Raw genomic sequence first — 25189 nt, 5'->3', positions numbered from 1 at the left:
AAAAGCCTCTCCGGTGGGTGGAGAGGCTCTTATCAAGGTTCTATGGAACGCAGCCCAATTTAGCGCAAATAGCTAGCGACGAGCTTTAGTTTTAGGCGCGGTCGCTGACTTGCGCGGCAACGTTTTCAGCAATTCGTCAGGCGTTACCGATGCCACGACGCTGCCAGCCAGCGGCATTTTCAGAATGTGGTTTTTGATTTTTCCAATCACGTGCATTTCGCACGGTTTGCAATCGAACTTCAGCGTTAGCACTTCATCCTGATGCACCAGCTGCATCGGTGACGCTCGCCCTTTCACACCCTGCACGCCTTTGGCCTGTTTAGGGCATAGGTTGAAGGCAAAGCGCAGGCAGTGCTTGGTGATCATCACCGGAACATCGCCTTTCTCTTCGTGCGCCTCGTAGGCCGCATCAATCAACTGCACGCCATAGCGCTGATAGAACTCACGCGCTTTATGGTTATATACGTTAGCTAAAAACGTCAGGTGTGTTTCGGGGTAAACCGGCGCTGGCACTGAAACCGCTTTACGGCTGCCACGCTGATAGGCATGCAAACGCGCTTCGGTCAGCATGTCTATGGTGTCGCGGCGCAGCTGATTGAGTAAGCCATTAGGCACGAAATACGCCGCTGGCAGGTTAATCTCAATGCCCTCAGAGAAATAGATACTCTGCCCTAGTTTAGCCAGACCATCGTGCAAATTATTGAAGGCTTTCTCCGGCTGTTTGGCAATCTCAAAGCAGCCTTCCAGCGTTTGGGTAACGCTAACGCCGTCTGCCGTAGTGGCCGTTAACATCAGCTGATTTTCATTTCCGCTCAGGCGTAGTTTGACGCCAATTCGACGCTCGCTTGAGGTTTTCAGCAACGCCTGCTGCCAGTTATGATCCAGATTGCGATTTAACGGATGATGCGGACGCACATTTTTCAGCGCATCCAGCATTTCGTTTGGCCATACCCGGAAGCTATTGGCGGCAATCTTTTCCACTTTACTGGCGCGGAAGCCGACAATATCACGCTTAATCAATACGTTCAGACCATCGCCATTGGTCAATGGCTCCGTTACGCTCACATCGACGTGATCTTTCCCGACCTTTAGCACTTCGCCAATAGGCAAACCCACAAATTTCGGTGAATCGAATGCGCCGATGTCCATTTGACGCTGGTTAACAAAATAGTCGGTGCTGCCGCGATGGAAGGTTTTATCAGGCGACGGGACAAAAAAGTGCTCGGTGCGCCCCATTGACTCCGGAGCCAGCTCTGGCCTTGCCGTCATAATCGCATCAAGGTGCTGGCGATAGTAAGCCGTGATGTTTTTCACATAGCTCATATCCTTATAGCGCCCTTCAATTTTGAATGAGCGCACGCCGGCATCAATTAATGCGATCAGGTTTTGGCTTTGATCGTTGTCTTTCATCGACAGAAGATGTTTTTCGTAAGCGACAACGCGGCCCTGATCGTCTTTAAGCGTATAAGGCAAGCGGCATGCCTGCGAGCAATCGCCCCGGTTCGCACTGCGGCCGGTTTGGGCATGCGAGATATAGCACTGGCCGGAATAAGCCACGCATAGCGCACCGTGAATAAAAAATTCAACCGTGGCGTCAATGTTATCGCTGATGGCTTTAATTTGATTCAGGTTGAGCTCGCGGGCTAAAACGATTTGCGAAAAGCCGACGTCAGATAAAAACTTGGCTTTTTCAACGCTACGAATATCGGTTTGAGTGCTGGCATGTAGCTCAATCGGCGGGATATCCAATTCGAGAATACCCAAATCCTGAACGATAAGGGCATCCACGCCGGCTTCATAAAGCTGATGGATCAAACGTTCCGCCGGTTTCAGTTCATCGTCATGCAGAATGGTGTTTAGCGTAACAAAAACCTTTGCCGCATACCGATGGGCAAACCCCACCAATTCAGCGATGTCGCTAAGCGAGTTGCCTGCATTATGGCGTGCGCCAAAGTCAGGGCCGCCGATATAAACAGCATCTGCGCCGTGTAGAATTGCCTCGCGAGCAATAGCAACATCGCGTGCGGGACTTAATAATTCAATTTTGTTTTTATGAGTAATTTTAGGCAAAACATCGCTTCGTAGCATGAATAAACCGTCTTAGTGAAAAGGCGAAAACGTGGCTATTGTAGTCGGGAATTCGCACATCACAAGAAATCCCCGCTCACAATGTGTGATTTATTCAGCTTAAACGCCGCGAACCGCCAACCAAACGGTATGAAAACCACATTCAGGATCTTCAACGCGGTGCTCTACCACGCTGAAATCGTGCTGATGAAGCAGGCTTATATACTCTGTTGGACTAAGGCTGGCATGAAAAAGTGGTTTTCCACAAAATTCCCCTATCGCCTCTCCGTGATCTGGCCCGCTGGTGAACATCAGTGCGGCTCTATCGGCGGCATGTGCGAGAAATACGGCAAACATCTTGCGCTGGTCAGCCTGAGACAAATGGAAAAAACTATCCCAGGCGATGATCCCGTCAAAGCGCGTACCTAAATCTAATTCGCGCATGTCGTTAACCAACCAGCGTTGCTGTGGAAAACGTGCTCGACAGCGCGCTATTTGCGCTGAAGCGCCATCGATGCCCGTGACATTGAATCCCTGCCGAATAAAGTAACCCGCAATCGGCTCTCCGGTGCCACAGCCAATATCCAGAATATGACCATTGGCCGGAAGCAAAGCGAGAAACCGTTCTAGCCAAGGAATTTCACTGCACGGCAAATCCCCCTGAGAACCATTACGCTGGGAGTCCCAGAACGCGGAATTTTGCTGGTATAACGGAATAATGTTGTCTGCAGGAGACGTCATAACGGCCCTTACCGATGATCTTTGCCCATCGCGAAGTCATGTGTTGTGAACAAAATCTTAAGCGAACACACAATCTAAAATCAAAAATTAACTAAGCATTGCTGAAATAAGGCTAAGCAACTGCTTTACATAAAGCGTTAATACTTATTACTATCCGATTACATTATTACGTTAATTATATCTTTATCGAATTAAGAGTTCGTGGTGCGGCATAAGCTTAATGCAAGAGAAATAACCAAACGTAATAAGTCATAACCCAATATCTAGCGTTATTTAAATTTTCATATATTCAATATGCGGGTTGCTATTGCCTAAATTTTGGATAAGAACCACAAGGAATAATATATGCCCGTATTAACGCCTGATGAAAATAAATACCAAACCAATTCGGCGGTATTTCCAGCCAAAATAATGGCCACTGAGCGCGAGGCGATAGAAGCCGCCAAGCTGGTAGCAAAGTTTGCCGCAGAAGAGGTTCAGCACCGCGATCAGCACCGCGTATTACCGCACGCGGCGCTCGATTTGTTCACGCATAGCGGCCTTGGTAGCATCACTGTTCCGAAGAAATTTGGTGGGCCTCAGCTCTCCTTTACCACCGTTGCCGAGGTATTTCGTCTTATTTCTGCCGTTGATCCGGCGCTTGGTCAAATACCACAAAATCACTTTGGCATTTTGCAACTATTAAGTATTACGGCCTCAGAAGAACAATTAAAACGGTTGTATGGTTCTGTCCTCGCGGGGTGGCGAATTGGCAATGGCGGCCCTGAACGTGGTACGAAAGATACTTTAGACATGCGCACGCGTCTGACCAAAACCACTGCGGGTTTAGTTTTAAACGGTGAGAAATTTTATTCTACCGGTGCATTGTTTGCTCATTGGGTGGCGATTAAAGCTATCGATGATAACCAACAACCGGTAATCACTTTTATTCCTCAACACACGGAAGGTCTGCACATCGTCGATGATTGGTCAGGTATGGGACAGCGCACTACCGCCAGCGGAACGATTAAGCTGCACAACGTGTTAGTTGCCCCAGAGAACGTGATCGCCCTCGCCCCTATTTCACAGCAGCCCAATATCCAAGGCGCCGTTTCTCAACTTATTCAGGCGGCTATCGACGCGGGTATCGCCCATGGTGCCTTAGAAGAAGCCAAATCATTTGTGCGCGAACGCTCACGCCCTTGGATTGATGCCAACGTAGAACGTAACAGCGACGACCTTTATATCATTGCCGACGTTGGCCGCTTAACTATCGAACTGAATGCCGCCAACGCCCTGTTGAAACGAGCCGCGAGTATCTTGGATCAAACGCAATCCGCGCCAATAACGGCAGAAAGCGCCGCTTTTGCCTCGATTGCGGTGGCAGAAGCCAAAGTCTTGACCACGGATATTGCCCTCGCGGCCAGTGAAAAACTGTTTGAGTGGGCGGGCAGTCGCTCGACGCTGGCCGAATTTGGTTTAGATCGTCACTGGCGTAACGCGCGCACCCATACGCTGCACGATCCGGTGCGCTGGAAGTTTCACGCCATTGGTCAGTATCGCCTCAACGGCATCTTCCCTGCCCGCCACTCTTGGATTTAATTCGACCATAGGATGATTTTGCTATGACAACACACGTGCTGCCGCAAACGCCTGCGACCAGATTAGAAACTACAGACCAAATATTGGCACTCACACAACGCTTAGCCGAGTCATTTGCCCTCGAATCGGCGCTGCGTGACCGGGAGCGACGCCTTCCAGATAGTGAACTGCATACGCTGTTCAGCAGTGGTTTAGGCGGTATTACCGTGCCCGCTCAATTCGGCGGCGCCGATGTGTCCTGTGCCACACTGGCACAGGTGGTAAGCCGTTTGGCTCAGGCCGACGGCTCTATTGGTCAAGTGCCGCAAAATCATTTTTATGCCTTGGAAGTTTTGCGTATCAATGGCACTGCGGCACAGCAGCAACGGCTCTATCAAGAAGTCTTAGACGGCGTGCATCTGGGTAATGCCTTGGCTGAGTTTGGCACACCGAATGCCCATACGCGTCGTACTCATCTGCATCGCAGCGGCGGTAAATTGCTACTTTCTGGGCGCAAATTTTATGCCACCGGCGCAATTTATGCGCAGCGTATTCCGGTTCTGGCCCTGGGAGAAGACGGCAACGAAGTGCTGATTTTCTTACCTAGAGAGACTGAAGGGCTGACCATTATTGATGACTGGTCAGGTTTCGGTCAGCGCACCACCGGCAGCGGAACGGTGTTGCTCAATAATTGTGAGGTTTATATTGAAGACGTGGTGCCTTTCCACACCGCATTTGAGCGTCCAACCACCGTTGGTCCATTTGCACAGCTGCTGCATGCCGCCATCGATCAAGGCATCGCTCGCGCAGCGTATGAAGATATGCTGGCGTTTGTGCGTGAACATGGGCGCCCGTGGATTGACTCGGGGGTGAGTGCCGCCACTGACGACCCTTTAACGCTGGAGCGCATCGGACGTATCTCCGCTCGTCTGAGCGCGGGTGATGCGCTGTTGGAAATCGCTGGTTTATCGGTTGATACCGCCCAACATAACCCAACGGCGGATAGCGTGGCGCAGGCCTCCATCGATGTTGCACAGGCGCGTGCTTATACCACTGAGGCGGCGCTGGCGGCCAGTAACCTTCTCTTTGAGCTAGGCGGGAGCCGTTCCACGCTGCGCGAATATAACCTCGATCGCCATTGGCGTAATGCGCGTACCCATACCCTGCACGATCCAGTGCGCTGGAAATACCATGCGGTTGGGAATTTCTATCTCAATGGGCAACGCCCACCGCGCCGAGGGACAATCTGATGAGCCAGCCGAAAAAACAGATCTTGATGAATGCCTTCAACATGAACTGCGTTGGGCATATTCATCACGGTATGTGGACGCATCCCGAGGATCGCTCTACTGATTTTAATAGCCTGAGCTATTGGCTCGATTTGGCGAAACTGCTCGAACGCGGTTTGTTTGACGGCCTGTTTATTGCCGATATCGTGGGCGTTTACGACGTATACCAGCAGGGTATTGGTTTAACGGCGCGGGAGTCGATACAACTGCCGGTGAATGATCCCATGCTGTTGGTGCCCGCCATGGCGAGCGTTACGCAACATTTGGGATTTGGTGTCACCGCCAATCTTAGCTACGAACAGCCCTATTTATTCGCACGCCGTATGTCCACGCTTGACCATCTGACCCAAGGACGCGCCGGATGGAATATTGTGACCGGTTATCTCGACAGCGCTGCGCGGGCGATGGGGCAAACTCAGCAGATCCCGCATGACCGCCGCTACGACATGGCTGATGAATACCTTGACGTGCTTTACCAGCTTTGGGAAGGCAGTTGGCAAGAGGATGCGTTGCTGGCCGATCGTCAAAACCGAGTCTATGCAAACAGCGATAAAATTCACTGTATTCAACATCATGGTGAATTCTTCGACGTTGAAGGTTATCACCTCACCTCGCCATCACCGCAGCGCACCCCGCTGCTTTATCAAGCGGGAAGTTCCAAACGCGGTATTCAATTCGCGGCTCGCCATGCGGAATGCACCTTTGTAAATGGCGCTACGCCGCAGGCGATGAAAGCTCAGGTCAATACGCTGCGCCATGCCGCTATTGCGGCGGGCCGTCGCGCAGATTCACTAAAAGTGTTTATGGGCGTGGGCGTTATCGTGGCTAAAACCGAGGCTGAAGCGAAAGAAAAGCATCAGGAATACCTGCGCTATGCCAGCCCTGAAGCCGGATTGGCGCATTTTTCCAGCTCAACCGGTATCGATTTGGCTTCGTTTGATTTGGATGAACCTATCGTGGCAGGAAACGTTGAGGCTATCGAGTCGGTGACCAAGGCTTTCAGCGGCTGGACTAAACGTCGCCTGCTTGAACAACATGCGCTAGGGGCGCGATATCCCGTGATTATTGGCTCGCCGTCACAGGTCGCGGATGCATTGCAGGTGTGGATTGATGAGGCCGACGTGGATGGTTTTAACCTCACGCGCATCGTTAATCCGGGCAGCTACCGCGACTTCATCGATTTAGTGGTGCCCGAGCTGCAATCACGCGGCGTCTACAAAACCAAGTATGCCGAAGGCGCGCTGCGCCACAAACTTTTTGGCCAAGGTGCGCAGCTTAATTCATTGCACCCAGCCGCGAAACGACGTTATCAACCGCAGCCTTTGCAAGCTTTTGCAGGTTAAAACAAGCAGCTTAATTTTGGTATTTACAGGGGTGGGATCATGAAGTTAGCGCACGTAAAACTCGGGACATTTGCCGTTACGCTGTTGTTGAGTGTTCAGAGCGTATTTGCCGCCGCGCAGTTCGAAGGGCCGTTAAAACTAGGCACCACGGCTGCATTCGCACCGCCGCTTGAAGTGGCCGTTGCCGAAGCCAAAAAACAGGGCTTAAACGTTGAGCTGATCGAGTTCAGTGATTGGATCGCGCCTAACGTCAGCTTAGAAAATGGTGATATCGACGTTAATCTCTTCCAGCACAAGCCTTTCTTGGAAAATGCTAATCAGCAAGGGGGTTTGCATCTCGTGCCGTACGCGCCCGCGATTATTAATAACGTTGGCCTGTATTCAAAAAAATACAGCAAGATTTCCGATCTTCCGGTGGGTGCTAAAGTCGCTATCGCTAACGATCCAATAAACGCCGGACGCGGGTTATTGCTGTTACAGAAAGCGGGATTGATTACGCTGAAACCCGGCGTGGATTATAAAGCGACTCAAGATGACATCATCAGTAATCCCAAGAAAATTCAGATTATAGAAATCGAAGCCGTGCAGCTGTCTCGTTCATTCGACGACGTGGACTTAGCTCAGGGCTATCCTAGCTATTTGCGTCAGGCCAATACCGTGGCTCCGGAAAGCGCCCTGCTGTTTGACGGCATTGACCATCCACAGTACATCATTCAATTCGTGATCCGCGATGGGCATCAGGCCGACCCGAGACTGCGCAAGTTCGTTGATATCTATCAGCATTCTCCGGTTGTGCGCGCCAAGCTGGACGCATTTTACGGCAAGCTGTATCAGCCAGGCTGGAGCGCATAACGATGATGAATCTTTCGATGCTTCGCCTATCGGCGCTTCAACTCTCGATGTTCAACACCGCGATGCTGGCAGAAAGTCTGCGTGAGCCTGCTGTGCTCGAACAGCAGGAAATTCGTGAGACCGAAAACACGCCTGAGGTTCCCTACAATCATATTGTTTTAGCGGATCTGAATAAAACCTATGCCAACGGCGTGAATGCGCTTAAAGACATTAACCTGACTATCCAGCGCGGTGAAATATTCGGCATTATCGGCCGCAGCGGAGCAGGAAAATCGTCCCTGATTCGCACGCTGAATCGCTTAGAAAATCCGTCATCGGGAACCGTAGCGGTGAACGGTGTCAATATTGGCGCATTAAATGAAGATCAGCTGGTTGCCTTTCGACGCCGTACCGGCATGATTTTCCAGCACTTCAATTTACTTTCAGCTAAGACCGTACGTGAAAATATCGAGCTGCCGCTCAAGGTCGCGGGCGTGAGCGTAGCGGCAAGAAAATTAAAGGTCGATAGCCTGCTGAAGTTGGTCGGTTTGGAAGCGCGGCATAATGCTTACCCCGCGCAGCTTTCTGGAGGCCAAAAGCAGCGCGTGGGTATCGCCCGAGCCTTAGTGCATGACCCCGAAATTTTGCTGTGCGATGAAGCCACTTCGGCGCTCGATCCTGAAACGACCCATTCCATTCTGGCCTTGCTTAAAAGCATCAACCAAACGTTAAAACTCACGATTGTACTGATTACCCACGAGATGGAAGTGATCCGTGAAATCTGCGACCGCGTGGTTGTGCTCGAACACGGTGACACGGTGAAATGATTGAGTCTGGCGATGTTTGGCAGGTTTTTGGTGAGCCGCAGCATGAAGTCACGCAAACTTTGCTTACGCCGAGGAGACAGAATCTGCCGGAGGATCTCCAAGCTCAATTGCATCCGCACCCTAAATCCGCACGTGACGCGCTGTTATTGCGGCTCAGCTACAGCGGATTTGAAGCCAGTCGCCCAAACCTAAGCGCGTTGGTGAAGGCCTTAGGCCATGATGTGCAGATTATCAGCAGCTCTCTGGATGTTATCCAACAGCGTACCGTCGGCAGCGTTTTGCTGACTGCTATCCCGCAATTTGGGGCTACGGCATTGATTAACAAAGCGCAAAAAGTGGCTACCCGCGTGGAGGCATTAGGCTATGTCTATTCAGCTTGATCGTTTATGGCAAGGATTTATCGATACGCTATTGATGGTGGGCGTTTCATCACTGTTGGCGCTGCTGATTGGCCTTCCTCTTGCTGTTATTTTGGTGGTGTGCAGCCGTAACGGACTCTATGAAGCACCGCGTATACAACAGGTGTTAGGCTGGTTTGTGAATCTATTTCGCTCCGTGCCTTTCTTAATTCTGATGGTGGCGCTAATCCCGTTCACTCGTTTGATTGTGGGAACAACCTACGGCGTGTGGGCCGCCGTGGTGCCATTGACCGTGGCCGCAACGCCCTTCTTTGCGCGTATCGCAGAAGTGAGCCTGCGGGAAGTTGATCATGGTTTAGTGGAGGCTGCACAGGCGATGGGTTGCAAACGACTGCACATCATTTGGCACGTCTTGCTGCCTGAGGCATTGCCGGGCATTGTCAGTGGTTTCACCATCACTTTGGTGACCATGATCAACGCTTCCGCCATGGCCGGTGCCATCGGCGCCGGTGGGCTGGGTGATTTAGCCTATCGTTACGGTTATCAGCGCTTTGATACGCAGGTGATGTTCACGGTGATTGTGGCGCTAGTTGCATTGGTCACCGTATTGCAGTTTAGCGGTGACAAACTGTCGAAGCGGTTAAACCATCGTTAGATGGTTTGAAATAAGAAAAGCGCGGTAATAACTTTTTTATACGAGTTATCATCGCGCTGCTTAATGACCTATTTTAAATTTGATAATCAATAACCGTAGGATCATCAAACTGCATCACCTGCGTTTTTATTTGCGCAGGGGTCAACGACGGATTGCACAGCTCGATGAGCTGCCAAACATAATCACGCTGTATCTGCCCTTTCCTTACCCCAATCCACGCCGTATTAGGTGCAAAAAGAGCGCTGGCATCAAGCGTTGTCAACGGATGATTTTCGTTCTGCTGGCACGCCTGTTCAGCAAGAATGCCAACGCCAAAACCCAGCTCGACGTAGGTTTTCACCACGTCTGAATCCTGTGCGCTCAGTACGATATCGGGCGTTAACCCCGCAGAGCTAAACGCCTGATCGATACGTGAGCGCCCGGTAATACCTTGTCGATAGGTAATTAAGGGAAATTGGCTTACATTTTCCAGCGTAATCGGCAAGTCAACCAACGGATGCGTTCGCGGAACTAACAGTGCGTGTTGCCAGTTAAACCATGGAAAAGCGGCAATGGCAGGCGACTGCGTTAAACACTCGCTGGCAATGCCAATATCCGCATCGCCGTTATGTAGCATGGTGCGAATTTCCTGCGGCGAGCCTTGATTGAGCACTAAGCGTACCTGCGGGAACCGCTGGCGAAAACTTTTTAATACCGGCGGTAGACTGTAACGCGCTTGGGTGTGCGTGGTGGCGATGACGAGAACGCCAGACGATTGCTGGGTGAAATCCTCTGCAATGCGCCGAATATTGCTGGCTTCATCCAACGTTCGTTCAACCACCGTCAGTAGCGCCTTCCCTGGTTCTGTAAGCCCTAGAATACGCTTGCCGTGGCGCACGAAAATCTCCAGCCCCAGTTCATCTTCTAACTCACGAATATGGCGACTTACTCCCGATTGGGAGGTATAGAGCATGCTAGCGACTTCGGTGAGATTGAAGTTGCAACGCGCCGACTCGCGGATGATCTTCAGTTGTTGGAAGTTCATGATTGGTCTTTAAACGAGAAAACATCCGCCAGTTTTAAAGCGTTTTGCTGAACAGGCCAAATAATCAAAAATGGCCTGATATAGCTGATTGAGCTAAGTAAGCTAAACGTGAACCAAACAGTCATGTTTCCCGTTTCTCTTTTGTTCGTTTTTGTCGCGACTTCGCAAAAAACGAAAAAAATGCTCATTAAGTGAAATTATTTAAACTTCATTTAGGCTTGGCTGCCGACATTCCACGCATGGAGACAAATTATTAACCTTTCGGTTTTTCATGTTAAGCGCAAAACCGCACCACCATTGACTTTCATCGGTGAAACCTTGGCTTCATGCAGAAAACTAAACAGTTATTTCCTTTGCTAAAATTTAACATCAAGAACAATAAACCCACACAATGACAACAAAACTATTCTTATTGAGTGACACCGTCACATAAAAAGAACTTAATTCCGGTCACATTTCTAAAATTTAGGCCAACTTAATCGTCGAATTATCGTTTGGATCAACAACAGGGTTTATTCTCTACCCTAAAAGATGTTAAAATTGACCAATATCAATATTGCTTGGGCATTACCTATGATTCCGGAAAAGCGCGTCATTCGTCGTATCCAGTCTGGCGGTTGTGCGATCCATTGTCAGGATTGCAGCATTAGTCAGCTGTGCATTCCTTTTACGCTTAATGAGCACGAGCTGGATCAGCTCGACAACATCATTGAGCGTAAAAAGCCGATTCAGAAAGGCCAGGCGTTGTTTAAAGCCGGTGACGAGCTGAAATCGCTGTATGCTATTCGCTCCGGAACCATCAAGAGCTACACCATTACCGAACAAGGTGATGAACAGATTACTGCATTCCATCTTGCGGGCGATCTGGTTGGTTTTGATGCTATCGGTACCCAACAACACCCTAGTTTTGCTCAGGCACTTGAAACCTCTATGGTGTGTGAGATCCCATTCGAAACGCTGGACGATCTCTCCGGTAAAATGCCAAGCCTGCGTCAGCAGATGATGCGTTTAATGAGCGGCGAAATTAAAGGCGATCAGGACATGATCCTGTTGCTGTCGAAGAAAAATGCCGAAGAACGTTTGGCTGCTTTCATCTATAACCTCTCTCGCCGCTTTGCCCAGCGTGGTTTTTCTCCACGTGAGTTCCGTTTGACCATGACGCGTGGCGACATTGGTAACTATCTGGGTCTGACCGTTGAAACCATCAGCCGTCTGCTAGGCCGTTTCCAGAAAAGTGAAATTTTAAGCGTTAAAGGCAAATACATCACCATTCAAGACGTAGACGCCCTTTCGCTGTTGGCAGGTAATCCTCGCTCAACCACCGAGTAATCCTCAGAACGTCAAGCCGGATCATTATTCTAAAAGCATTTTTTCTGATTAGTTGATCCGGTTCTCTTCCTTCCCCTACTTTGTTTGTCCATCATGGTTTACTCTTAACAAGTAAGGCCTATTGTATGGTTTTGTCCCTTGGACGATAAAACAGTGCCCTGCGCACATTTTTTGGGTTAGCGAGGAGGCGGTATGGCGAAGTATCAGAATCTTCTGGTGGCTATTGACCCCAATCAGGATGATCAACCGGCGTTACGTCGTGCTGTTTATCTGGTCCAACGAAACGGTGGACGCATTACCGCGTTCCTGTCTATCTATGATTTCTCCTACGAAATGACAACGCTGTTGTCGCCAAATGAGCGCACCTCTATGCGTCAGGGCGTAATCAGTCAGCGTTCGGCGTGGATCAAAGAGCAGTGCCGCTACTATTTAGAAGCCGGCGTGCCGATTGATATCAAGGTGGTTTGGCATAACCGCCCTTTTGAAGCGATTATTCAAGAAGTCATCAGCGGTAAATACGATTTGCTGCTCAAGATGGCGCATCAGCACGATCGCTTGGAATCCGTTATTTTCACCCCGACCGATTGGCATTTATTGCGTAAATGCCCTTGCCCTGTATGGATGGTCAAAGATCAGCCATGGCCACAGCACGGTACGGCGCTGGTGGCGGTGAATCTATCGAGCGAAGAGCCCTACCACGACCCGCTAAACATCAAATTAGTGAAGGAGTCGATCGAACTGGCGGAACATGTGGACCATACCTCTCTGCACCTGGTTGGAGCCTATCCGGTTACGCCAATTAATATCGCCATCGAACTGCCTGACTTTGATCCAAGTATCTATAACGATGCGATTCGCGGACAGCATCTGCTGGCGATGAAGGAGTTAAGGCAGAAGTTTGGCATGAAAGAAGAATGTACGCATGTCGAAAAAGGCTTGCCTGAAGAAGTGATTCCTGACGTTGCCGAACATCTGAACGCCGGTGTTGTGGTGCTTGGTACGCTGGGGCGAACCGGTATCTCCGCGGCATTCATCGGTAATACAGCAGAACATGTGATCGATCATCTGAAATGTGACCTGCTAGCCATTAAGCCTGATGGCTTCCAGTCGCCGGTGGAGTTAGATGACGACGATGAACATGATGATGAGTAGCTAGACGATATATAAATAGATGTAAAAAGGGCCGCAATTTGAACTGCGGCCCTTTTGTTTATCACCAGAGGGTGTTTACAGCGCGCGTAAAATGGCTTCTACGCTGGCTTTCGCATCACCAAACAGCATTTGGGTATTGTCTTTGAAGAACAATGGGTTCTGAACGCCAGCATAGCCGGTGTTCATTGAGCGTTTGAACACGATAACATTCTGCGCTTTCCACACTTCCAACACCGGCATACCGGCGATTGGGCTGCGTGGATCTTCCATTGCCGCTGGGTTTACGGTGTCGTTCGCGCCAATAACCAGAACGGTATCGGTATCTGCAAAGTCATCGTTGATTTCGTCCATTTCTAGCACGATGTCATACGGGACTTTTGCTTCTGCCAGCAATACGTTCATGTGTCCAGGCAAACGACCGGCAACCGGATGAATACCAAAGCGAACTTTCACGCCCATGGCGCGCAGCTTCGCGGTGATTTCTGCCACCGGATACTGCGCCTGAGCCACGGCCATGCCGTAGCCTGGGGTGATAATGACAGAAGAAGAACCTTTCAACTGCTCAGCCACTTCTTCAGCCGTGGTTTCACGGTACTCGCCCATTTCCTGATCTTCACCCGTTGAAGAGCCATCGGTACCAAAACCACCGGCTATAACGCTGAAGAACGAGCGGTTCATCGCCTTACACATAATGTAAGACAGAATAGCACCGGAAGAACCCACTAACGCACCGGTCACGATCAGCAAATCGTTGCTGAGCATGAAGCCCGCAGCCGCTGCGGCCCAACCGGAATAGGAGTTCAGCATAGAAACCACAACCGGCATGTCTGCACCGCCAATTGAGGCCACCAAATGCCAACCAAACGCCAGCGCAATGATGGTCATCAGCAGCACGCACATGACCTGAACGCTGGTGCTACCGGTATTAACGAACCATACCATCAGCAGGAAAGAGACAACCAGCGCAGCCAAGTTCAGCTTGTGACGGCTTGGCAACATTAGTGGCTTCGATGAAATGGTGCCACGCAGTTTACCAAATGCGACGATGGAACCGGTGAAGGTGACCGCACCGATGAAGATACCAAGGAACACTTCGGTCAGATGGATATTTTCCATCACGTGTTCCATCGAACCCGGCTGGTGTTCGATAAAGCTGTTGAAGCCAACCAGTACGGCCGCCAAACCAACGAAGCTGTGCAATACGGCAACCAGCTCTGGCATTTCGGTCATTTCGACTTTCTTCGCCAGATAGATACCAATGGCACCACCGATCACCATGGCAACGATGATCCAGCCAACGTTGCTGGAGTCGGGGCCAAAGATAGTTGCGATCAACGCAATGGCCATCCCGACCACGCCGAAGATGTTGCCCTGCTTGGACGTTTCGTGTTTAGACAGACCCGCCAGACTAAAAATAAACAGGATTGCGGCAACAATGTATGCTGCAGTAACTAATCCTCCAGACATGTGTTACCCCTTAGTTCTTGCGGAACATTTTCAGCATGCGCTGAGTCACGGTGAATCCACCAAAAATGTTAATGCTGGCAATCAGCACGGCGATAAAGGCAAAGAATGTGATCCAGCCGCCGTGGCCAATTTGCAACACCGCCCCCACCACGATAATCCCTGAAATCGCGTTGGTGACCGACATCAATGGCGTATGCAGTGCGTGACTGACATTCCACACAACGTAATAACCGACCACGCATGAAAGCGCGAAAACGGTGAAGTGCGAAAGAAACTCTTTTGGTGCGACATTCGCCAGCCACCCAAACAAGATAATGACGATGGCAAGAATGATATATTTTTTGAATGGTGAGGCCGGTTTCTCTGGCTCTTTGGCCGCCACAGGTTCAGCCGCTTTCGCTTTTGGCTGAGCAGAAACCTGAATTGGCGGTGCTGGCCATGTCACTTCACCCGTTTTGACGACGGTAACACCGCGAATAACGGTATCGTCAAAATCAACGTTAAGCGTGCCGTCTTTCTCTTTGCACAGCAGTTTTAATAGGTTTACCAGGTTGGTGGCATAAAGCTGAGAAGACTGCGTAGGTAAACGACTTGGCAGATCGGTGTAGCCAATGATTTTCACGCCGTTTGGCGTTTCGGTTACCGTATCGGCGACGGTCAGTTCGCAGTTACCGCCGGTTTGCGCCGCTAAATCGACAATCACGCTGCCCGGTTTCATCGACTCAACCATTTCTTTGGTGATCAAACGCGGAGCTGGTTTGCCCGGAATAAGCGCCGTGGTGACGATAATATCCACGTCTTTTGCCTGAGCGGCGAACAGTTCCATCTCGGCTTTGATAAACGCTGGAGACATCACTTTCGCGTAACCATCGCCGCTGCCCGCTTCTTCCTCGAAATCTAATTCAAGGAATTCGGCGCCCATGCTTTGTACCTGCTCTTTCACTTCAGGACGGGTGTCGAAGGCGCGAACGATGGCACCTAAGCTTCCTGCGGCGCCGATCGCCGCCAAACCGGCCACGCCTGCGCCGATGACCATCACTTTGGCAGGAGGAACTTTACCTGCGGCGGTGATCTGTCCGGTGAAGAAGCGTCCGAATTCGTGTGCGGCTTCAACAATGGCACGGTAACCCGCGATGTTTGCCATGGAGCTCAGGGCATCGAGGGACTGGGCGCGAGAAATACGCGGCACGGAATCCATCGCCATGACGGTAACCTGACGCTCTGCCAGTTTTTGTAGCAGATCTTGATTTTGTGCAGGCCAAATAAAGCTGATTAAAGTACTGCCCGGATTCATCAGGGCAATTTCTTCATCTTCTGGCGCATTCACTTTTAAAATGACGTCAGATTGCCAAATATCTTCATAACCAACAATTTCGGCTCCAGCCTGCTGGAATGCCGCATCATCGAAGCTCGCTAATTTGCCAGCACCGTTTTCGATCGCCACGGTAAAACCCAATTTTAGTAGCTGCTCTACCGTTTTCGGCGTGGCTGCTACACGGGCTTCATTGGCCAACCGCTCTCTGGGTATACCAATACGCATAATCTTCCCTTTTCACCTGTCAATAAGATTAGCGTCATCCTGAGTAAGCAATGACCGACAGAGCCTTACAGCTCAGTGTTTGCTATACCTTTTTTACACAGAGTAGAAACTCTCGTTACTTTAGGTATACATAGCTACCTATAACCTACTGAAAATAGAACCGATGATCCACTATTCCCATGCGTTTGCAGGCCATATTTAATAAAATTTATCGCTTTATGTTCAGGATTAGTAGAAAGATTGTGAAAGCGAGCCTTAATATCTTGATTTCACGGTCAAAAGAGTGGGTAGATATTAGCCAAACTATTAATATGGGGCCGTTTAATCATGAACTTGAATCTCTCGTTAACACAAACTTAACACTGAGTGCTATTCTGGACGCCGTGCTGATTTATTCAGCGTAATCCAACATGAAGCAAAAATGCGATTTGGTAACCATATCACTGAGTACGCATAAATTACTGAGGCATGACAACTTATTACATGTAATAATCTGCCCCATTATTTTTTACATACATTATCACTACGATAAGTTGAGCATCAGCAGAAACAACTGTTAAAAGATGAAACGGTTCTGCCTGCAATACTCGTCAATGCAAAAAGGCGTAAAGGATTTTTTATGAAGCTGAAAACCACCATTATTGCATCAGCGTTATTGTCTCTTACTGCGCTGTCTGTTCAGGCTGCACAGGAACTCACACCAGAGAAAGCCTCCGAACTGAAGCCATTTGAACGAGTAACCATCAGCGGACGCTTTAATGCGATCAACGATGCGGCAAGCGCGGTTTCTCGTCGTGCTGATAGCATGGGCGCTGATTATTTCTATATCCAAGATATCAATAACAGTAATAACGGCGGTAACTGGCGCGTAACGGCAGATGTGTATAAGAAAGATGCTGAGACCGTAAAAGAAACCACGAGCTACCGCGTATTCAACGGCGTAAAAGAACTGCCTAAGACAGAAGCTTACCTGCTGCAGCCTTATGACACCGTGACCGTAAGCGGTTTCTTCCGCAGCCAGCCAGATGTGACCGATGCCATTAGCCGTGCAGCGGCCAAGAAAGGCGCCGACTCTTACTTTATCGTTCGTCAGATTGACGCCAACAGCGGCGGCAACCAATACATCACGGCCTACATTTATAAAGCCGATGCGCCGAAGCGTCAGGTACAGAGCCCAGATGCCATCCCTGCCGATTCTGAAGCAGGTAAAGCTGCATTGGCAGCCGGTGGCGCTGCAGCTGCCAACGTAGAGATCCCAGGTGTGGCTTCATCAGGCACGCCAAGCACTGGCGTAGGTCGTTTCTTCGAAACGCAGTCCTCTACCGGTAAGCGCTATACCGTGACGTTGCCAGACGGTACGCAAATTCAGGAAGTGAATAACACCACCGCTGCTCAAATGGTTCCATTTGATTCTGTGACCTTTACTGGTCACTTCAACAGCATGACCGATGTGTCCTCTGAAGTGGCTAAGCGCGCTGCGAAGAAAGGGGCGAAGTACTACCACATTACGCGTCAGTGGCAGAACAAAAGCGGCGGTAACCTCACCATTAGTGCTGATCTGTTCAAATAATAAATCTTTCATATGTCGTTCAAAGGGCAGCCATTGGCTGCCCTTTCTTATTGGCGCAATTATTCACGCGATCGCAACGAAACGTATCTGCGAAAAACATTAGCTAACAATTGCATACTTTTTTGCATAAAACGCATATTCATCCATTGCACCCCCCCCCCTCAACTCGTACAATTTGCGCCACTTTTACGGTTTAATGTTTTGCGTATTTGAACGCATAACCGTATTTAAACTAATCATATGTTATCAAACAGTTAATTACACTGGTTTCAGGACTTCGCATTGGATAAAAAACTCGGACTTACCGCCCTAACGGCTCTGGTACTCAGCTCTATGCTGGGGGCTGGCGTTTTTAGTCTGCCGCAAAATATGGCTGCCGTAGCCAGTCCCGCAGCATTGCTGATCGGTTGGACGATTACCGGCGTTGGCATTTTGTTCCTCGCCTTCGCCATGCTGCTACTGACCAGACTTAGACCAGACTTAGACGGCGGTATTTTTACCTACGCCAAAGAAGGGTTCGGTGAGCTCATCGGTTTTTGCTCGGCGTGGGGATATTGGCTATGCGCGGTTATTGCCAACGTATCGTATCTGGTGATTGTATTTGCCGCCCTGAGTTTCTTTACTGATTCGGCGGGTCATACCGTCTTTGGCGACGGTAATACATGGCAGGCTATTGTTGGCGAGTCTATTTTGCTATGGGTGGTTCACTTCCTTATCCTGCGCGGCGTGAAAACAGCAGCGGGTATTAACCTTGCCGCCACGCTGGCTAAACTGTTGCCGTTGGGCCTGTTTGTGGTTTTAGCTGCGATGGCATTCAAGCTTGATACCTTCAAGATTGATTTTACCGGGATGAAGTTGGGCGTTCCTGTTTGGGAACAGGTAAAAGACACGATGCTCTACACGTTATGGGTATTCATCGGGGTTGAAGGCGCAGTGGTCGTTTCTGCACGCGCTAAGCATAAGAAAGATGTTGGCTTAGCCACCATGCTGGCCGTGATTTCTGCGTTGGTGGTTTACCTGCTCATTACCCTGCTTTCACTGGGTGTAATGCCTCGCGCTGAACTGGCCGAAATTCGCAATCCATCGATGGCCGGTTTGATGGTGAACATGATGGGATCAGTCGGTGAAATTATTATTGCCGCGGGGCTGATTGTATCGGTGTGCGGTGCCTATTTGAGTTGGACGATTATGGCTGCGGAAGTGCCTTTCTTGGCTTCTCAGCATGGGGCGTTCCCTAAGATTTTCGGTAAACAAAATAGCAAGGAAGCGCCGGCCTCATCACTTTGGCTGACTAATGGTGCTGTTCAAGTTACGCTGATTATCATCTGGTTGACGGGCGCGAACTATAATAACTTGCTGACTATCGCCTCAGAGATGATTTTGGTGCCTTATTTCTTAGTCGGTGCATTCCTGTTGAAAGTCGGGCGTCAGAAACAAGATAAACGAATTATGTTTGCTGCCTACGGTGCCTGTGCTTATGGTCTATGGCTGATTTATGCTTCCGGCATTGCTCACCTGCTGATGTCTGTGATGCTGTATGCCCCCGGTCTATTGGTCTTTATGTTTGCCCGCCGTGGTTTAGAGAGCAAGAAAGATCTGTGTGGAATGGAGCGCATGGGTATCTTCCTGCTATTACTTGCAACCTTCCCGGCCGCTTGGTTTATGTTTGGCTAATCGGTCTGTCGCAAAAACGCAAAAAGGTGGCTCAGGCCACCTTTTTTAATTTGGGGAAATCTCGTTATTGTTCGCTCATTTTGCCGTAATATTTTCCGCAATAACAACGTGTAAGCGCTCGTCATCTTGAGTCATGCTAACGGCATTACGACACTCGGCTTTAATCACTTTTAGCTGTTCATCTTCAAGCGCATAAGGCAGTTGGATATCGAGTTCCTGCAGCCCTTGGCTTTTCACCAGCTCAATGAGACGAACAATATTGGTTTCATCGCTAACCTGCGTAGAAAGCACCTGCATCGCGAGCTGTCGGATCTGCACATTAAGGTTTTCGATCGATTTGAATTCTGAACAGCGATTTTGGGAGCGCGTTACCATACCAAATAACGGCATCACGCCGTAGATTGCGTCGAAAAAGCTCCAGTGTTTGTCACAGGAGGCTGACAGAAACCGAGTATAATCAAAACAGAGCGTTTCTCTATCACCGACGGTCGAATGAATACCGGACATTCCCTTAGCCTCCCCTCTATAAGACAGCGACACATACGCACAAAGAATAATTTAATTTTTAAAAATGCAGACGAAATCAGTCATATTTATATGTTAACGACCAAACCATAATGGCATTTTCTGAAATAGAAAACCATATGCAAAATGAAACTTAATATAATAAATATAAATATCATCATCGTCGTTTCATTATTTTATCCTCTCATTAAAAATTTAACTTAATTGTTAATTTGATTTTACATTATTAACACTTGATATATTACCTTCATAGTACCAGTGAGCGCGCCAGTGAAACTGCGGATGTTATGGGTAACGTCGAAAGCCTTTCTCTGCGTGACATCAGGCGCTGTCTGGCTTGACTCGAGTTCAGCTTACCCACATTGAGTTTCAATTTTTATAACGTTAAGTAACTACTCGCTATATAAAATAAATTTTGCGCGCGGTGATTCCATTCAACCCAATAAAACATTTATTTTAATTCACCCAACTTATATTTAATTAGCACTATACTTTCCCGTCAGAGTATTTTTTTAAAGTGAATATCACTAGATTCAAGACATAATAAGTTTGTTCTATAAATTCGAAATCCTGATATGCAGTATTTTCTTTTTTTACAGGAGCATTAGATAGAAAAGCGAACGGCGATGGACAACGCGGGAGCCAGCAGCGGAGAGCGCGAAAAGCTATCGGCGTCTTGCGCGGTTTATAGTGGAATTTTTAACGATTAAAAACAGCGCCATGAGTTTTCCAGATACGTTTCTCTATGTGCTAACAACTGCAACAAGTGGCATAATCTGTGGCAACATTTGCATTATGCCCAAGCCAATAAACATAGGGACCGAATACATGACCAATGCCTACTCCTCCCCCGTCTTAATCACTGGAGGTGCCCGCAGAATCGGGCTGGCATTAGCGCATGCATTGTTGTCACAGGGAACGTCTGTGATTGTGGCCTATCGCAGCGAATATCCAGCGCTAGAAGGATTGCGCAACGCGGGTGCGGTGTGCATTCAAGGTGATTTCACCCAAACTGACGAAATCTATCGTTTTGCCGAACAGGTAAAAGCTCACACACCGACGCTGCGCGCGGTTATTCATAACGCCAGTGCATGGCTAGCCGAGTCACCAGAGACCGCGCCCGAGCAAACGTTAGCCGCCATGCTGCAAATTCATGTCTACACCCCCTATCTTCTTAATCAGCTGTTAGAGCCATTGCTGATTGGGCAAGGCGAAGCCGGCGCCGATATTATCCATATCACAGACTATGTGGTGGAACGCGGCAGTGCCAAGCATATCGCGTATGCAGCGAGTAAAGCGGCATTAGACAATATGACCCGCTCTTTTGCGGCTAAATTAGCGCCAGAAGTGAAAGTGAATTCGATTGCTCCTGCGCTAATCATGTTCAACTCATTGGATGATGATGAGTACCGTCAAAAAGCGCTCGACAAATCATTGATGAAAATAGCGCCGGGCGAGCATGAAATAGTGAATACCATTGAGTTTCTGTTGAACAGCAGGTTCGTGACTGGACGTACTATTAGCGTGGATGGTGGGCGTCCACTGCGTTAATTTGCAAGACTCATATAAAATCGTTTTATCACGCGAAGGCACAGAAATCGTTATGAACAACATTGTATTTGTTGAAGATGATCAAGAGGTTGGGCAACTTATTGCGGCATACCTTGGCAAGCACGACCTTGATGTCACCATCGAGCCACGCGGTGATACGGCAATGGAAACGATTACTCGCCTTAATCCTGATTTGGTTTTGCTGGATATCATGTTACCCGGTAAAGATGGTATGACGCTGTGCCGCGATTTGCGCCCTGTGTACAAAGGCCCCATCGTACTTCTCACCTCACTCGATAGCGATATGAATCACATCTTGTCGCTCGAGATGGGGGCCAATGACTATATTTTGAAAACGACGCCACCGGCTGTATTGCTGGCGCGATTACGTTTGCATTTACGCCAGCACCAGCCACAGCCGGTGGAAAGCGAAGCTGCACCGGTGAATACTCGCAACGGTATTCATTTTGGGCAGTTGCGTATTGACCCAGTAAATCGTCAGGTCACGTTGAAAGATAAGAACATTAACCTTTCGACCTCCGATTTCGACCTGCTGTGGGAACTGGCCACCCATGCAGGAACCATTATGGATCGCGACGCCCTGCTGCTCACCCTGCGTGGTGTGAGCTATGACGGCATGGATCGCAGCATCGACGTGGCGATTTCTCGCCTGCGTCGTAAACTGGATGACAACGCAATCGCCCCGTTTCGTATTAAAACCGTGCGCAATAAAGGCTATCTGTTTGCGCCGAATGCGTGGGAATAATTTTCAATGAGAAAGCTTTTTGTTCAGTTTTACCTGTTGTTGTTTGTCTGTTTTCTGGTTATGGCCATGTTGGTTGGATTGGTTTACAAAGTCACCGCCGAGCGCGCCGGACGTCAATCAATGGATGACCTGATGAAAAGCTCGCTCTATCTCATCCGCAGCGAATTACGAGAAATACCCCCGCGTGATTGGAATAAAACCATCAACAAGCTCGATTGGAATCTCTCGTTTAAATTCCATATTGAACCATTGGGTAAACGTCAGCTCCCTTCCGATTTAGAAAAAAAATTGAGAAACGGCGAAATTGTGGCTTTGGATAGCGAATATTCATTTATTCAACGTATCCCGCGTAGCCACTACGTTTTAGCCGTCGGCCCGATTCCATACCTTTTCTATCTGCATGAAATGCGCCTGCTGGATTTGGCTTTACTGCTGTTCATCGGACTGTCTTTAGCCCTGCCAGTTTTTCTCTGGATGCGCCCACATTGGCAGGATTTACTGAAATTAGAGAATGCGGCTCAGCGTTTAGGTGAAGGCCATCTCGAAGAGCGAACGCATTTTGAACCTACGTCGAGCCTGCATCGGCTGGGAGTGGCTTTCAACCAAATGGCCGACAATATCAACACGCTCATTATCAGCAAAAAGCAGCTGATAGATGGCATTGCCCATGAGCTGCGTACGCCGTTGGTTCGTCTGCGCTACCGCTTAGCGATGAGTGAAAATCTGTCTGAATCAGAACAAACCGCGTTGAATCGTGATATTGCGCAGCTCGAAGGGCTTATAGACGAACTGCTGACCTATGCTCGACTTGACCGTCCTCAGGTCGAAACCAATTTAGAAGCCATTGATCTGCCTCAGTGGTTAGCAGAACGCATCACAGACTTTCAAATGATTCATCCGGAACATGAAATTACGCTCGATATTCCTCACGTCGGCGACTTCGGCGCGGTCGATCTGCGGCTAATGGAGCGTGTATTAGATAATTTAGTCAATAATGCCCTACGCTACAGCCAGAAAAAACTGCGCATTGGACTCTGGCTGGATGGTGATGTCGCTTGTTTGCAGGTTGACGATGATGGTCCTGGGATTCCGCCAGAAGAACGCGAAAGAGTCTTTGAGCCATTTGTTCGCTTAGACCCAAGCCGCGATCGGGCAACCGGTGGCTGTGGGCTTGGACTCGCGATTGTGTACAGCATTGCTCAAGCTTACCAAGGCACTATCTCAGTAAACGGTAGCTCTCTGGGTGGTGCTTCCATGCTATTTACTTGGCCACGCCGTCAGGTTGATACCTTGCCGGTTATCAATACATCCAGCGATAACCATTTATAATTTTATTGCCTTTATAACCGCGTTTGACGGGTATAGATGGCATTTGGAGCCTACGATGACAAACGCCTATCAGCATCTTCGCGACACATTTACTCGCCTATCTCGCTTTTCACATCTTTCGGCCATTACCGGTTGGGATATGCAAACACAAATGCCTGCCGGCGGAAGTCAGGCACGAGCTGAAGCGTTAGCCGAATTAAGCGTTTTGATGCACCAAACGTTAACCGCTCCTCAGGTTGCTGACTGGATCGAGCAGGCAAAAAGTGAAGACTTAAATGCAGAACAGCAGGCGAATCTCGCAGAAATCGCACGTCGCTATCAGCAGGCTGTCATCTTGCCGGAAAAATTTGTCTCGGCGAAATCATTAGCCGGTATGCAATGTGAGCACGCATGGCGTACTCAGCGTCCTAATAACGACTGGGATGGATTCGTAAAAAACTTCGCCCCTGTCGTGGAATTAAGCCGAGAAGAGGCACAAATACGCGCTGAAAAAACCAATGTCAGCCGCTACGATGCCTTGCTCGATCTGTATGAACCCGGCATGACCAGTGCTCGACTGGATACGATCTTTTCTGACGTAAAAAGCTGGCTGCCCGATTTATTAAAAAATATCGTCGAAAAACAGAAAACAGAATCAACACGCGCCGCGCAGGGGCCCTTTGCTATTGATAAACAGCGCGCTCTGGGCTTAGAAATCATGCAGGTACTCGGTTTTGATTTTAATCACGGTCGATTAGACGTGAGCGCGCATCCATTCTGTGGCGGCGTGCCTGAGGATGTTCGTATAACTACGCGTTACACAGAAGATGATTTTCTCAGCGCGTTACTGGGCATCGTGCATGAAACCGGCCACGCCCGATATGAGCAAAACTTGCCAAAACAGTGGGCCGGTCAACCGATTGGCGAAGCTCGCTCAACGGCAATCCATGAGTCACAAAGCTTATTTTTTGAAATGCAGCTGGCGCGTAGCGAGCCTTTCCTCGCGTTTTTACGTCCTTATGTGCAAAAAACGTTCGGCGATCAACCCGCTTTTGAACAAGGTAATTTCCTGCGCATGAATCAGCGTGTTGAGGCCGGTTTTATACGTATTGATGCCGATGAAGTTAGCTACCCCGCCCATGTCATTTTACGTTATGAAATTGAGCGTGCACTGATTGAGGGCGAGATTGAGGTGCAGCATATTCCAGAACTGTGGAATGAAAAAATGCAATCTTACCTCGGCTTAAATACCCAAGGTAATTTCCGCGATGGCTGCATGCAGGATATTCATTGGACCGACGGCGCCTTTGGGTATTTCCCAACCTACACCTTAGGTGCGATGTATGCGGCACAGCTGTTCGCCTCTGCTCGAAATGCACTACCAGACCTCGACCAACAGATCTTGCGCGGCGATCTTTCTGCGCTTTCTGGTTGGTTACGCCAAAATATCTGGCAGCATGGCTCGCGCTTCGATACCGATACGTTGATTCAAAATGCCAGCGGGGAAACGCTCAACCCTAGCTTCTTCCGCCGTCATTTAGAGCAGCGCTATTTAGGCTAATCTCTCACGCCCCTCGTTTGTGAGGGGCTATTCGTTTTGCTAGGCGACCC

Annotated in this window: 21 protein-coding genes; 15 read left to right on the top strand and 6 right to left on the bottom strand. The window is 49.2% G+C overall.

The window, feature by feature from the left end; genetic code table 11:
* Positions 1 to 72: 72 nt before the first annotated feature.
* On the bottom strand, positions 73 to 2088 hold the full coding sequence (locus AB3Y96_RS11560; protein WP_367299251.1) for a U32 family peptidase: 2016 nt from the start codon (positions 2086 to 2088) through the stop codon (positions 73 to 75).
* Positions 2089 to 2187: 99 nt separating this feature from the next.
* Positions 2188 to 2808: a class I SAM-dependent methyltransferase gene (locus tag AB3Y96_RS11555; protein ID WP_367299250.1), complete on the bottom strand. Its 621-nt coding sequence runs from the start codon at positions 2806 to 2808 to the stop codon at positions 2188 to 2190.
* Positions 2809 to 3219: 411 nt separating this feature from the next.
* On the opposite strand from AB3Y96_RS11555, the gene AB3Y96_RS11550 reads away from it, so the two are divergent.
* From AB3Y96_RS11550 to AB3Y96_RS11520, 7 genes are read left to right on the top strand one after another with little or no spacing between them, the layout of a single operon-like run.
* The gene (locus tag AB3Y96_RS11550) at positions 3220 to 4389 is read left to right on the top strand and encodes an SfnB family sulfur acquisition oxidoreductase (protein WP_367300312.1); all 1170 of its coding nucleotides are present in this window, start codon (positions 3220 to 3222) and stop codon (positions 4387 to 4389) included.
* A 23-nt stretch (positions 4390 to 4412) separates the two neighbouring features.
* Positions 4413 to 5618, top strand: a complete 1206-nt coding sequence (locus AB3Y96_RS11545; protein ID WP_367299249.1) for an SfnB family sulfur acquisition oxidoreductase — start codon at positions 4413 to 4415, stop codon at positions 5616 to 5618.
* Positions 5618 to 7000, top strand: coding sequence for an LLM class flavin-dependent oxidoreductase (locus AB3Y96_RS11540; protein WP_367299248.1), 1383 nt, complete (start codon positions 5618 to 5620; stop codon positions 6998 to 7000). Before AB3Y96_RS11545 ends, AB3Y96_RS11540 begins: the two co-directional genes overlap by 1 nt.
* A 39-nt stretch (positions 7001 to 7039) precedes the next feature.
* Complete coding sequence (locus AB3Y96_RS11535; protein WP_072310394.1) at positions 7040 to 7852, top strand: MetQ/NlpA family ABC transporter substrate-binding protein; 813 nt, start codon at positions 7040 to 7042, stop codon at positions 7850 to 7852.
* Between the two features lie 2 nt (positions 7853 to 7854).
* Positions 7855 to 8658, top strand: a complete 804-nt coding sequence (locus AB3Y96_RS11530; protein ID WP_367299247.1) for a methionine ABC transporter ATP-binding protein — start codon at positions 7855 to 7857, stop codon at positions 8656 to 8658.
* Entirely contained in the window at positions 8655 to 9038 is a 384-nt protein-coding gene (locus tag AB3Y96_RS11525; protein ID WP_367299246.1) for an NIL domain-containing protein, read from the top strand. The genes AB3Y96_RS11530 and AB3Y96_RS11525 overlap by 4 nt, the downstream gene beginning before the upstream one ends.
* Positions 9022 to 9672, top strand: a complete 651-nt coding sequence (locus AB3Y96_RS11520; RefSeq protein ID WP_040044957.1) for a methionine ABC transporter permease — start codon at positions 9022 to 9024, stop codon at positions 9670 to 9672. The genes AB3Y96_RS11525 and AB3Y96_RS11520 overlap by 17 nt, the downstream gene beginning before the upstream one ends.
* A gap of 73 nt (positions 9673 to 9745) precedes the next feature.
* Here AB3Y96_RS11520 and cbl read toward each other — a convergent pair whose 3' ends face one another.
* A complete protein-coding gene (gene cbl / locus AB3Y96_RS11515) occupies positions 9746 to 10696 on the bottom strand; it encodes an HTH-type transcriptional regulator Cbl (protein WP_367299245.1) in 951 nt (316 codons plus the stop codon).
* Between the two features lie 573 nt (positions 10697 to 11269).
* On the opposite strand from cbl, the gene AB3Y96_RS11510 reads away from it, so the two are divergent.
* Both AB3Y96_RS11510 and uspE read left to right on the top strand, forming a co-directional pair.
* Positions 11270 to 12025 carry an FNR family transcription factor gene (locus tag AB3Y96_RS11510; protein ID WP_040045164.1) on the top strand — a complete coding sequence of 252 codons (756 nt, stop codon included), beginning with the start codon at positions 11270 to 11272 and terminating at the stop codon, positions 12023 to 12025.
* A 192-nt stretch (positions 12026 to 12217) separates the two neighbouring features.
* Positions 12218 to 13177 (top strand): universal stress protein UspE, encoded by a 960-nt coding sequence (uspE, locus tag AB3Y96_RS11505; protein ID WP_367299244.1) that lies wholly within the window; start codon positions 12218 to 12220, stop codon positions 13175 to 13177.
* A gap of 75 nt (positions 13178 to 13252) precedes the next feature.
* On the opposite strand, the gene pntB is transcribed toward uspE, so the two are convergent.
* On the bottom strand, positions 13253 to 14644 hold the full coding sequence (pntB, locus tag AB3Y96_RS11500) for a Re/Si-specific NAD(P)(+) transhydrogenase subunit beta (RefSeq protein WP_025801339.1): 1392 nt from the start codon (positions 14642 to 14644) through the stop codon (positions 13253 to 13255).
* 10 nt (positions 14645 to 14654) lie between these two features.
* On the bottom strand, positions 14655 to 16184 hold the full coding sequence (gene pntA / locus AB3Y96_RS11495; protein WP_367299243.1) for a Re/Si-specific NAD(P)(+) transhydrogenase subunit alpha: 1530 nt from the start codon (positions 16182 to 16184) through the stop codon (positions 14655 to 14657).
* 619 nt (positions 16185 to 16803) lie between these two features.
* Between pntA and ydgH the strand changes: the two genes are divergently transcribed.
* Entirely contained in the window at positions 16804 to 17754 is a 951-nt protein-coding gene (ydgH, locus tag AB3Y96_RS11490) for a DUF1471 family protein YdgH (RefSeq protein ID WP_072310388.1), read from the top strand.
* A 282-nt stretch (positions 17755 to 18036) separates the two neighbouring features.
* Positions 18037 to 19428, top strand: coding sequence for an amino acid permease (locus AB3Y96_RS11485; RefSeq protein WP_072310387.1), 1392 nt, complete (start codon positions 18037 to 18039; stop codon positions 19426 to 19428).
* Positions 19429 to 19503: 75 nt separating this feature from the next.
* On the opposite strand, the gene AB3Y96_RS11480 is transcribed toward AB3Y96_RS11485, so the two are convergent.
* Entirely contained in the window at positions 19504 to 19935 is a 432-nt protein-coding gene (locus AB3Y96_RS11480) for a hypothetical protein (RefSeq protein WP_072310386.1), read from the bottom strand.
* 846 nt (positions 19936 to 20781) lie between these two features.
* Here AB3Y96_RS11480 and folM point away from each other — a divergent pair.
* From folM to AB3Y96_RS11460, 4 genes are read left to right on the top strand one after another with little or no spacing between them, the layout of a single operon-like run.
* The gene (gene folM / locus AB3Y96_RS11475; protein WP_072310385.1) at positions 20782 to 21504 is read left to right on the top strand and encodes a dihydromonapterin reductase; all 723 of its coding nucleotides are present in this window, start codon (positions 20782 to 20784) and stop codon (positions 21502 to 21504) included.
* Between the two features lie 52 nt (positions 21505 to 21556).
* Positions 21557 to 22270 carry a two-component system response regulator RstA gene (gene rstA / locus AB3Y96_RS11470; protein ID WP_367299242.1) on the top strand — a complete coding sequence of 238 codons (714 nt, stop codon included), beginning with the start codon at positions 21557 to 21559 and terminating at the stop codon, positions 22268 to 22270.
* A 6-nt stretch (positions 22271 to 22276) separates the two neighbouring features.
* Complete coding sequence (gene rstB / locus AB3Y96_RS11465) at positions 22277 to 23599, top strand: two-component system sensor histidine kinase RstB (RefSeq protein WP_072310384.1); 1323 nt, start codon at positions 22277 to 22279, stop codon at positions 23597 to 23599.
* Positions 23600 to 23654: 55 nt separating this feature from the next.
* Positions 23655 to 25139 (top strand): carboxypeptidase M32, encoded by a 1485-nt coding sequence (locus AB3Y96_RS11460; RefSeq protein WP_367299241.1) that lies wholly within the window; start codon positions 23655 to 23657, stop codon positions 25137 to 25139.
* The last annotated feature ends 50 nt before the right edge of the window (positions 25140 to 25189 follow it).

Source organism: Hafnia alvei, assembly GCF_964063325.1.
Classification (GTDB): Bacteria; Pseudomonadota; Gammaproteobacteria; order Enterobacterales; family Enterobacteriaceae; genus Hafnia; species Hafnia alvei_B.
The sequence above is the reverse complement of the archived record's forward strand: the minus strand, read 5'-3'. Positions and strand labels throughout refer to the sequence as shown.